Source organism: Bacillus cereus group sp. BfR-BA-01441, from assembly GCF_022663075.1.
GTDB lineage: Bacteria > Bacillota > Bacilli > Bacillales > Bacillaceae_G > Bacillus_A > Bacillus_A cereus.
In genome coordinates this window covers 1-11,273 of the sequence record NZ_JAKUEU010000118.1, presented here as the reverse complement: position 1 = coordinate 11,273, position 11,273 = coordinate 1, and the positions used below count along the sequence as shown (strand labels likewise).

Sequence of the window (11,273 nt, the reverse complement as noted above, 5' to 3'; positions counted from 1 at the left end):
TACGATCGCGGTTACCATCACGATTGCGATCACGGTTTCCGTCACGATTACGTCCATCACGGTTACGGTCACGATTACGTCCATCGCCACCGCCGCGTCCATCACGACTACGATTACGGTTACCATCACGGTATCCGCCTCCGTTACCGCCGCGTTTTTTAGAACCGCCGCCTCTTGAAACAACAGGTGGTTCTGATGTTAAAGCGATCGGAGTTGTATCCGGCTCTTTAGTCATCATTTTTAAAGCAGCAGCTACTACTGTTACAGAGTCATTTTCTTCTAACATTTCTTCTGCAATACGCTTGTAGTATGCTAAGTTTTCATTTTCAATTGTGCTTTGAAGCTTTTCAGCGATTAAACGTTGTTGACCTTCTAATGCCTCGTCAAGTGTCGGTGCATCCATACGGTCCATTTTACGTTTTGTTGTACGCTCGATATTTTTTAATTGTCCTGATTCACGTGGTGTTACAAATAGCATTGCAATACCTTTTTTACCTGCACGACCAGTACGACCGATACGGTGAACGTATGATTCTGGATCTTGTGGAATATCGAAGTTATATACGTGCGTTACGCCTGAAATATCAAGACCACGCGCAGCAACGTCTGTTGCAACAAGAACTTCAATAGAACCTTCTTTAAATTTACGTAATACAGACATACGTTTCGCCTGAGTTAAATCACCGTGAATACCTTCTGCAGCATAACCACGTAAGTTTAATGCTTCTGATAATTCATCAACACGACGCTTTGTACGACCAAATACGATTGCAAGCTCTGGAGATTGAATATCTAATAAGCGTGTTAACACGTCAAACTTTTTCTTTTCTTGCACTTCTAAATAGAACTGCTGAATGTTTGGCATTGTTACTTCTTTTGCTTTTACTTTAATGTGTTGAGGCTCAGTCATGAAACGCTCAGCAATACGGCGGATTGGATCCGGCATTGTCGCTGAGAATAGTAATGTTTGATGTGTTTCTGGCACATCTGTTAAAATTGCTTCAATGTCTTCAATGAAGCCCATGTTTAACATTTCATCCGCTTCGTCAAGAACAACTGTCTCTACGTTTTGCAGACGAAGTGTTTTACGGTTAATATGATCTAAAATACGACCCGGCGTACCAACAATAATGTGTGGGTGTTTTTTTAGAGCACGAATTTGGCGGTTAATATCTTGACCACCATAAATCGGTAAAATACGAACGCGTTTATGCTTACCAATTTTGTATAATTCTTCTCCAACTTGAATTGCTAATTCACGCGTTGGCGCGATAACAATACCTTGAACCGATTCTTTATGTGTATCCACTTTATCTAATAGTGGTAATCCGAATGCTGCTGTTTTCCCTGTACCTGTTTGCGCTTGCCCAATAATATCTTTACCTTGCAATGCATGTGGAATTGTTTCAGCTTGAATTGGTGTAGCCTCTTCAAAGCCCATACTTTCAACAGATTGCAGTAAAGAATCACTTAATCCTAATTCTCGAAATGTTGTCAATGTTACTTCTCCTTTTCTATCCTATACTTATCATTTAAAAAAAGGCGTTTTCCGAATTTGCGGAAAAGCCCTTTTCCTGAATGCTCACGTATATAAACGGGCGTATATTCTTCACGAAAATACTTCTAAACGTTATTACACTTTATCAATTATAAGTTTTGTATGTGTAAAAAGCAAACCCAACTGTTACCTTATTTTCATATTCAGAGTTTTTTTCTTCACTTTTATTTTTTTATATTTATTGTAAGCGCTTATTATAAGTTTCTTCTATTTTCGTAACTATCATCCCTATTTATATACACCAATTATTTCAACATCGTAATTACTTCTTCTAATTTCATACCGCGAGATGCTTTTATTAATACAACATCTTTCACATCGACTACTGCTTGTAAATCTTTTACTAACTCTTCTTTATTATCATACGCCTTTACACGTTCATTAGGGAAATTAATTTTTGCTCCTTCAGCAATTTGAGCCCCTAATCTACCGTATGTGAATACATGTGAGATTTTTGCTGGATCGATTAATTTTCCTACCTCATAATGGAACTGTACTTCTTGATCTCCAAGTTCTAACATATCACCGAGCACAACGATTTTTTTAGCAAAACCATCTAAACCATTCATTAAATGGAATGCTGCTTCCATAGCCGTCGGGCTTGCATTATAAGCATCGTTGATAATTGTTAAACCACTATTTGTTTTCACAATTTCCATACGCATGCCCGTCATTTGAAGTGTTACTAAACCTTCTTTCATCTCTTCCCACGTTACACCAAAATGTTTCGCAATTGCCATTGAAGCAAGTGTATTATACACATTATGTTTTCCTAACACCGGTAAGTAGAATGAAATATTTTCATCTCTATTCATTTTGAAATGTGTCCCAGTTGCTTGTAATGTTACAGTCGTTGGATAATAATCGTTTGCTCTTGCATCACCAAACGTAACCGTTTCTGCTGCTAAATTCATTCCAGGAACACGATTCGTTAATAAAGGCTCATCTCCGTTATATACGAACACGCCACCTTCTTGTAATCCTGTAACAATTTCTAATTTCGCTTCAGCAATTGCCTCACGAGATCCTAAATCCATTAAATGTGCCTCACCAATATTTGTAATGATAGCTGCATTAGGACGAGCTAACTTAGATAAGAATTCAATTTCGCCTCGGCTTGACATACCCATCTCTAATACTGCTACTTCTGTATTTTCTTCTAAGTTTAAAATGGTAAGAGGTAATCCGATATGGTTATTGAAGTTCCCTTCTGTTTTTTGCACTTTGAATTTAGTCGCAAGAAGACTTGTTACAATATCTTTCGTAGATGTTTTACCGTTACTACCCGTTACACCTACAACTTTAACATCCAATTGATCGCGATAGTTTTTCGCTAACATTTGCAATGCCGATAGCGTGTCTTCTACAAAAATAACCGGAAGATTCTCAGGTGGATTCGCTACATCTTTCATCCATAATGTAGCCACAGCTCCATTTTCAACAGCTTTATCTACAAAAGCATGTCCATCGAAGCGCTCCCCTTGAATCGGAACATACAAGTTTCCTTTTTCAATTTTTCTCGTATCAATAGACACGCCTTGAATAGTAATTCCCTCATATTGCTCTGCTAATTCAGTACCATTTACCATCTGTTCCACTTGCTTTAACATTCGCTTTATCATATATAAACGCTCCTTACATAGAGGAAGCACTATTCCTATGAATAGTGCTTCCTCCTTTTTTGTTAGATTGTATATTTAATTTTTTGTTTTTCTTCGTGACGTTCAATCGCTAAACGAATTAGCTCTTCGATTAATTCTGGATACGGTAACCCAGTATGTTGCCATAATAGAGGGAACATACTGAACGGTGTAAATCCTGGCATTGTGTTTACTTCGTTAATATACACTTCTCCATCTTTCGTTAAGAAGAAATCAGCTCGCGTTAAACCTGCACCGTCTAATGATTGGAATGCAATAATCGCATCACGCTTAATTACATTAGATTCTTCTTCTGTCATTTCAGCTGGAATAATTAGCGCCGTATCACCATCGATATATTTCGACTTATAATCATAGAAGTCCTTTTTCGGAACGATTTCACCTACAACTGAACATTTCGGCTCATCATTACCTAGTACCCCAACTTCTACTTCACGACCTACAATATTTTCTTCTACAATAATTTTGCGATCAAATTGGAATGCCTCTACAAATGCATCCTCAAGTTCTTCACGATTTTTACACTTATTAATACCAACACTTGAACCAAGGTTCGCTGGTTTTACGAAGCAAGGATATCCTAACTTATCTTCTACTTTAGAATAAGCTTCCTCACGATTTTTTTCCCATGCACTACGAATGAAGGATGCATATTTTGCTTGTTTTAAACCAGCCTCTGCAAAGATGTTTTTCATAACAACTTTATCCATACCAGCAGATGATGCTAGAACACCATTTCCTACATAAGGGATATTCATTAATTCTAATAGTCCTTGAACCGTTCCATCTTCACCGTTTGGTCCATGTAGTAATGGGAAAATAACGTCAATAGCGTTCTCCTCAGAAGCTGCAGATGGGATAATTTCTGTACTTAATGATAACGGAGAAATCGCATTTTCTGCACCGCTCATTTTTAAAGCTTCAACATCTGTTACTTCGCCTTCAATACGCTCACCACGTACCCATTGACCTTGTTCTGTAATATAAATTGGATGAATCTCGAATTTATCTTGATTTAACGCTTTAATAGCAGCAAGAGCCGTCTGTAGCGAAACTTGATGCTCAGCTGATTTTCCACCATATAATAAACCTAATTTAATTTTCGTCAATGAAATCACCCTAACCAATTGTTTTCATTTTTCTATTTTAGCACTTTTTATAAAAATAGGTAGTTCCTATTTGAAATAAAATGTAACTTCCATAAATAATTAAATAACATCACTTATTGGTTTTTCATTTCATTTTCTATATAGCTACACAAAATAAAATGGCAATCTAATCTAGTTATGTACCTAAAATATGTAGAAATCCCCTTTTTTGTGTATGTCATCTATTCACTAAGAAGATTGTTTGGTTAGTGTGTCTTTTTGCCTTTGCTCAACAAGGCGATCTAAAGAAACATATACAATACCTGCAACTACACATCCTACAGCTAAAATTGTAAATAGAAAGTGACCAAGTAATCGATCTAATAAAAAACCGCCCAAAAGTGGACCAAATGCACTTCCTGTAATCCACTGCAAACTTGCAGCTCCCATATAAGTCCCTCTCAAATGCTCAGGGGCCAAATTTGCTACAAATGTCATCTGTACAGGCGACATAATCATTTCACCTAACGTATATAAAGCATAAACGAACAGTAGTGTTATTAAAATAATTGTAGCATTTGTATTAAATTCTCCAAACCACTTCGGTAACCACCCTATAAAAAATAATCCAATCCCGAATAAACATGCACCATATAACATCGTCTTCCCAACTGGTTTATCCGTAGCCCATTTTGAAATTTGAAACTGGAATAAAACAACTAATAGTCCGTTTAACGCCATTAAATATGGATATGGATTGTTCGTTCCAAAAATACGCTTCATTTCATTATCAAAATGTAGTGGCAACATGCCTTCCGTTTGAGAAAACCCCATCGAAATGATAATACCTGCTAATAAGTAAATCATTAATGCCTTATCTCGCATTACAATTTTCCAAACTGCCCCAGATTCCTTTTCTTTATGTTCTTCCTTATCTGTCCTCTTTGGCATCGTCTCTTGAATAAGAAGTAATACAAGTAACGCATAAAATAGCATTGTAGAAGAGGCAATAATAAACACAAGGTTCTTTGACAACACAACTACTGATGCTCCCATTATCGGACCAATCGCAGCACCTATATTGTGTCCCATTCGTAATAAACCATATGCCTCTGTTCTTTTTTCTGGTGCCGTTACATCCGCGACCATAGCTGATGCAGCTGGGTGAAATAAAGAATTACTCAACCCTAAAAAAATAGATAAAATTGCATATGGAATAAACCCTTCTATAAATAGAAAACCGAGCATTAATAATGCATTACTTGCCATAGAAAATATCATAATAGGCTTTCTTCCATATATGTCAGCAATTCTCCCTCCTATAAGTGATCCAAAACTTGCAGCAATTGGAGAAAGCGCCATAATAACCCCAACTTCCAACAACGAATCTACCTTATCTTTTAAATATAATGCAAAAAAAGGCATTAACATCATCATTGCAATTCCATTTAACGTCTCTCCAATAAATCGAATCCATACGTTACGGTCCATCTCCCTTAACTCACGCCACGTATTTTTCATCATTTCACCCCTTTAGTTAGCCAACAATTATCTTATAATAAGTTCAGAAAAATGTAAATTTTCAAATAAAAAAATCCATTCTAACAGAATTAGAATGGATTTTTTCACTTATAAATTTGCAACATCTTCTTCTTTTTTACTATTATTTAAAGCACTATGTTTTCGGCTATATAAGAAGTAAACCGCTATACCAATAACCATCCATATCCCAAAACTAATCCATGCTGTCCCCGATAATTGAAGCATTAAGTATAAACAGAAGATCACTGTTAATGCTGGTAAAAATGGTACAAGCGGAGCCTTAAATGCCCTTGGTAAGTCTGGATGTGTTCTTCTCATTACGATTACCGCAACAGCTACGAGTGCAAATGCTGACAATGTCCCCATATTTACAAGATGTGCTAAAACATTTAAATCTATTAATCCTGAAATCAGTGCCGCAATAATTCCCGTTGTCCATGTATTTAAAAATGGCGTTTTAAATTTCGGATGAACTTTAGCAAGACGTTTCGGCAGTAAACCATCTCGGCTCATCGCATAAGAAACACGAACTTGCCCATACATCATAACTAGCATTACTGTTGTAATCCCTGTAATTGCTCCTACTGAAATTACCCCCGCTAAACCATCTTGTCCAATAAATTGAAGTGCAAAAGCAACTGGATCTGATATATTTAGCTGTCCGTATGGAACAATTCCTGTCAAAATAAGCGAAACAACGATATAAAGAACTGTACAAATTAATAACGATGCAATAATACCAATTGGTAAATCACGTTGCGGACGTTTCACTTCTTCTGCCGCTGTTGAAACTGCATCAAATCCTATAAATGCGAAGAATACTGTAGCCGCTCCAGCCATTACACCATCTAAACCAAATGGCATAAAAGGCGTCCAGTTTTCAGGTTTCACATAATTAAAACCAGCAAAGATAAAAATAAGAACAACTGCTATTTTAATAAATACCATAATGTTATTTACTCGTGCACTTTCACGAACACCCCTAGATAAAAGAACTGTCATCACTAAAATAATTAGAACTGCAGGTAGATCAATTATTCCACCCTTACCTGTACCAGGAGCCGAGGAGAGAATAGTCGGAATATGAATTCCAAACCCCTTTAATAAAGATTGAAAATATGCAGACCAACCGTTCGCTACAGCAGATGTAGCAAGTAAATATTCCAGCATTAAGTCCCAGCCAATTAAAAATGCGAATACTTCCCCCATCGTCGCGTATGTATACGTATACACACTGCCCGAGACAGGAACTGAAGAAGCAAATTCAGCATAACAAAATGCAGCAAAGGCACAAGCTAGAGCGGCAATCGCAAATGATAATATAATAGCTGGCCCAGAATGTTTCGCTGCCACAACACCCGTTAGAACAAAAATACCAGTTCCAACAATTGCTCCGATTCCAAGCATAGTTAAATCTAGCGCGCCCAATGTTCTTGCTAACGTTTTTTGCTTACTTTCTTGCATTAACTTTGCAATTGGCTTCTTTTGAAAAATTTGCTTCATCTTTCACTCCTCCAAGTTTTAAATTTTCTGAAAATTTTTAATTCGCTTTTTTATTTTACTCATTACGCTTTTCCTAGTCAATACTTTTGTCGAAACAAGTAGAAATTCTTCTGAATATGCACAATCCTTATTATTCTTTCTATATATCTTTCCATTATTTTTTTGGTATTATTATACATGTCGATTCCGTGAAAAAGGCATGCCCCCTTATTGAGAGCATGCCTTTTTTACTTATTTCACAGTATATGAACCTTGTTCAATCCAGCTATACATATACTTTTCATCTTCTGTTTCATGTGCTTGTTTTACAATACGAAGCGGACGGAATGTGTCTATCATAACAGCTAATTCAAGCGTCTCTTTCTTCCCTATACTTGCCTCTGTTTTCCCCGGATGCGGTCCATGGGGAATCCCGCTCGGATGAAGTGTAATAGAACCTTCTTCCACACCTTTGCGACTCATAAAGTTTCCTTCTACATAGTAAAGAACTTCATCACTATTAACATTACTATGATAATATGGTGCCGGAATTGACTCTGGATGATAATCGTATAAACGTGGTACGAAAGAGCAAATAACAAAATTATGTCCTTCAAATGTTTGATGTACTGGCGGTGGCTGATGAATGCGCCCTGTAATTGGTTCAAAATCCTCTACATTAAATACCCACGGATATAAATAGCCATCCCATCCCACAACATCTAACGGGTGGTGTCCTAAAACATGTTTATGCATATAGCCTCTTGATTTTGTCATTACGACAAACTCGCCTTTTTCATCATATGTCTCTAATTTTTCTGGACCACGAAGATCTCTTTCACAAAACGGACTATGTTCTAACAATTGTCCGTATTCATTTCGATAACGACGCGGCGTTGTAATTTGGCTATTCGCCTCTACAACAAGAAACTTAGTCTCTCCTTCATCTGGAATAACACGATAAATCGTTCCAATTGGGATCGTTACATAGTCGCCTTTTCTATAGTGAATCGTTCCAAACATCGTTTCAATTTTCCCTGTTCCATAATGAACAAATAACATTTCGTCGCCATCACCATTACGATAGAAATAATCCATTTTTTCTGTTGGACTCACTACTCCAATTAATAAATCTTCATTTCCAAGTATGAAATTCCGTCCACTTATTGCATCACCACTTTTTTTACTTTCTTTCGTTCGAAAGTGGCGATGAGAAAGAGCAACATCCTCTTCATACTGCAACTGACAAGAATGCGATAATGCAGAATGACCTACTTCTGTCGGCATATAATGATGATACAAAATAGACTGCGTACCAGAAAAACCTTTTGTTCCCATTACCTGTTCACGATAAAGCGATCCATCTTTTTTACGAAATTGTACATGTCGTTTATGAGGTAGTTCTCCCATGTGACGATAAAACATGCCCATCACCCGCTTCCTTTTCTTTTTTGATCGTATTACGTAGTGTACCTAAACCAGTAATCGACAGTTCTACAACATCTCCATCTTGTAGCCACTCTTCTGTACCCAGTTCTAAAATACATCCTGTTCCTACTGTCCCAGAACCAATCACATCTCCTGGATATAACGTAACGTCCTCTGAAGCACGTTCAATCATTTCAGCAAATGTATAGTAAATATCTTGGAAGTTTCCTTTTGATAATAGTTTTCCATTTACATGAGCAGTCATTTCTAAATTATATCGATCACCATTACGATAAACGTCTAATTCCTCTTTCGTAACAAGATGTGCTCCTAAAGAAGTTGCAAAGTCTTTTCCTTTCGCTGGACCGAGACCTACTTTCATTTCTGTTGCTTGTAAGTCTCTCGCACTCCAGTCGTTCATAATACAATAACCAAAAATATATTCCTCTGCTTGCTCACGAGAAATATTTCGCCCTTCTCTTCCTATTACGCAAGCAATCTCCAACTCATAATCAAGCTTTTTAGACTTTTTCGGACCAATTACAAAATCACTGGAACCAATTACAGCACGATGATTAGTAAAATAAAAAACCGGAATATCATACCATTCGGGCACAACATCTAATCCTCTTCGTCCGCGAGCTGTTTTTACATGTTGTTCAAATGCGTAAAAATCTCGAATACTACTCGGATTAGGAAGGGCAGCTGTCAATTGTACTTCTTCTAAAGCATATATACCCTTATTTGGATTCTTAATATTCCGCACTACTTCTACATACTCATCCGCTTTCTCTAAAAAAGCCATCATAGAAGAAGGGATTTTCCCTTCACTAGCAAGATTCATATCTATTACTTTGTCACCTTCAAGCCATCCAGCCCGTAGTTCTTTTGAAGGAAGACAAAATGTAACAAATTTCATCCTGATTCCTCCTTATAAAAATGAAATTTCCACCAGCAAAGGGACTTTTGCTGGTGGATATAAATCTTATAAGTTTCCGCGACGCTCTTGTTCTCTTTCAATTGATTCGAATAACGCTTTAAAGTTTCCTTCACCAAATCCACGAGAACCTTTACGTTGAATGATTTCAATAAATAAAGTCGGGCGATCTACAATTGGTTTCGTAAAGATTTGTAGTAAGTAACCTTCATCATCACGATCTACTAAAATCTTTAATTCTTTTAACTTATCAATTTCTTCATCGATTTTTCCAACTCGTGCAGTTAACTCATCATAATAAGTATCAGGTGTATCTAAAAACTCCACCCCATTTGCACGAAGCGCTTCAACTGTTTTAACAATATCACTTGTTAATAAAGCAAGATGTTGTACACCAGCTCCATTATAGAATTCTAGATACTCTTGAATTTGTGACTTTCTCTTTCCGTCTGCTGGTTCGTTAATAGGAAACTTAATACGACTTCCATTCGTCATAACTTTCGACATTAACGCCGAATACTCTGTACTAATATCGTCATCATCAAAATGAATCATTTGTTTAAAGCCCATAACATTCTCGTAATAACTAACCCACTCTTCCATTTTTTCAACATTACCAACTACATGATCAACAGCAATTAAACCAGACTCTTCAAATGGAATATTAAATTCTACCTTTTGGAATCCTGGCATAAATGCCCCTTTATAATTTTTACGCTCTACAAGCGTATGAATTGTATCACCATACGTACCAATAACTGCTTTTTTCAATGTACCGTCCTCATCTGTTAATTCCTGCGGTGGAGCAATTGCGACGGCACCACGTTTCACTGCTTCTGAGTATGCTTTATCAACATCATCAACAAGTAGTGCCACATCCTTCACGCCATCACCATGAGTCTTTACAAACTCTGCAATACGATTTTCACTACTTAAAGCTCCAGACACAACGAAACGCATATTTTTTTGCACAAGAACATAAGATACCTTTTCACGGTTTCCAGTTTCTAATCCAGAGTAAGCCACAATTTTGAATCCGAACGCTCTCGCAAGATAATAACTCGATTGCTTTGCATTCCCTACGTAAAATTCCAAATGATCTACATCACGTACTGGAAAAAAGTCCTCCATTTGTGCAGCTAGCGTATCCATAGATTTTTGTTTCATAATATCTTCATCCCCCTGTAAATAGATTAAATGGTCCATACTTAAAACCAACCGAAAACGCTTCCAACGTTAATTAATAGAAATTAGTTAGCAAGCTAACAAATTCTGACCTTTAAAATTTTCTATCTTTTCTGTCAAATTCCTCTTTTTTTCTTACATATAAAATTCGACTTTTTTCTCTTTGAAATAAAGCGGGATTTTATTCAGTGGATTTTTGATTATTCGTTGAATCAAGTTTCAACCGCAACGTTTAATTAGCCATGCATGCTGGATAATGAGGTAACTTTAATACTTGAGGGGATATAAGAAGAATATAAAAAAGACTCCAACATATTAACTACTTACTAATACGTTAGAGTCTTTATTTTTTTTGAATGATTGTATTTATATATCTCATACTAATACATTTG

General features: G+C 36.6%; 8 protein-coding genes. All 8 read right to left on the bottom strand.

The annotated features are described in order from the left end of the window. Nucleotides 1-1,498, bottom strand: a 1,498-nt coding sequence (gene cshA / locus MR107_RS27390) for a degradosome RNA helicase CshA (protein ID WP_242292959.1), incomplete at its 3' end; no start/stop codon positions are given. A 305-nt stretch (nucleotides 1,499-1,803) separates the two neighbouring features. After that, complete coding sequence (gene murF, locus MR107_RS27385) at nucleotides 1,804-3,180, bottom strand: UDP-N-acetylmuramoyl-tripeptide--D-alanyl-D-alanine ligase (protein WP_000595957.1); 1,377 nt, start codon at nucleotides 3,178-3,180, stop codon at nucleotides 1,804-1,806. A gap of 62 nt (nucleotides 3,181-3,242) precedes the next feature. Next, nucleotides 3,243-4,328, bottom strand: a complete 1,086-nt coding sequence (locus MR107_RS27380) for a D-alanine--D-alanine ligase (RefSeq protein ID WP_000161427.1) — start codon at nucleotides 4,326-4,328, stop codon at nucleotides 3,243-3,245. Nucleotides 4,329-4,556: 228 nt separating this feature from the next. Further along, nucleotides 4,557-5,828 carry an MDR family MFS transporter gene (locus MR107_RS27375; protein WP_000799721.1) on the bottom strand — a complete coding sequence of 424 codons (1,272 nt, stop codon included), beginning with the start codon at nucleotides 5,826-5,828 and terminating at the stop codon, nucleotides 4,557-4,559. A gap of 108 nt (nucleotides 5,829-5,936) precedes the next feature. Beyond that, nucleotides 5,937-7,352, bottom strand: coding sequence for a branched-chain amino acid transporter BcaP (locus MR107_RS27370; RefSeq protein WP_000809361.1), 1,416 nt, complete (start codon nucleotides 7,350-7,352; stop codon nucleotides 5,937-5,939). Between the two features lie 231 nt (nucleotides 7,353-7,583). After that, entirely contained in the window at nucleotides 7,584-8,756 is a 1,173-nt protein-coding gene (locus MR107_RS27365; RefSeq protein ID WP_013141710.1) for a homogentisate 1,2-dioxygenase, read from the bottom strand. Further along, a complete protein-coding gene (locus tag MR107_RS27360) occupies nucleotides 8,722-9,678 on the bottom strand; it encodes a fumarylacetoacetate hydrolase family protein (RefSeq protein WP_242292958.1) in 957 nt (318 codons plus the stop codon). Before MR107_RS27360 ends, MR107_RS27365 begins: the two co-directional genes overlap by 35 nt. A 66-nt stretch (nucleotides 9,679-9,744) precedes the next feature. Beyond that, the gene (hppD, locus tag MR107_RS27355; protein WP_000810922.1) at nucleotides 9,745-10,863 is read right to left on the bottom strand and encodes a 4-hydroxyphenylpyruvate dioxygenase; all 1,119 of its coding nucleotides are present in this window, start codon (nucleotides 10,861-10,863) and stop codon (nucleotides 9,745-9,747) included. Nucleotides 10,864-11,273: the final 410 nt, after the last annotated feature.

What these genes read in the sequence shown, in the direction of transcription:
- murF (WP_000595957.1), bottom strand. Translation starts at nt 3,180, where the DNA reads ATGATAAAGCGAATGTTAAAGCAAGTGGAACAGATGGTAAATGGTACT.
- MR107_RS27375 (WP_000799721.1), bottom strand. Translation starts at nt 5,828, where the DNA reads ATGAAAAATACGTGGCGTGAGTTAAGGGAGATGGACCGTAACGTATGG.
- MR107_RS27370 (WP_000809361.1), bottom strand. Translation starts at nt 7,352, where the DNA reads ATGAAGCAAATTTTTCAAAAGAAGCCAATTGCAAAGTTAATGCAAGAA.
- MR107_RS27365 (WP_013141710.1), bottom strand. Translation starts at nt 8,756, where the DNA reads ATGTTTTATCGTCACATGGGAGAACTACCTCATAAACGACATGTACAA.
- MR107_RS27360 (WP_242292958.1), bottom strand. Translation starts at nt 9,678, where the DNA reads ATGAAATTTGTTACATTTTGTCTTCCTTCAAAAGAACTACGGGCTGGA.
- hppD (WP_000810922.1), bottom strand. Translation starts at nt 10,863, where the DNA reads ATGAAACAAAAATCTATGGATACGCTAGCTGCACAAATGGAGGACTTT.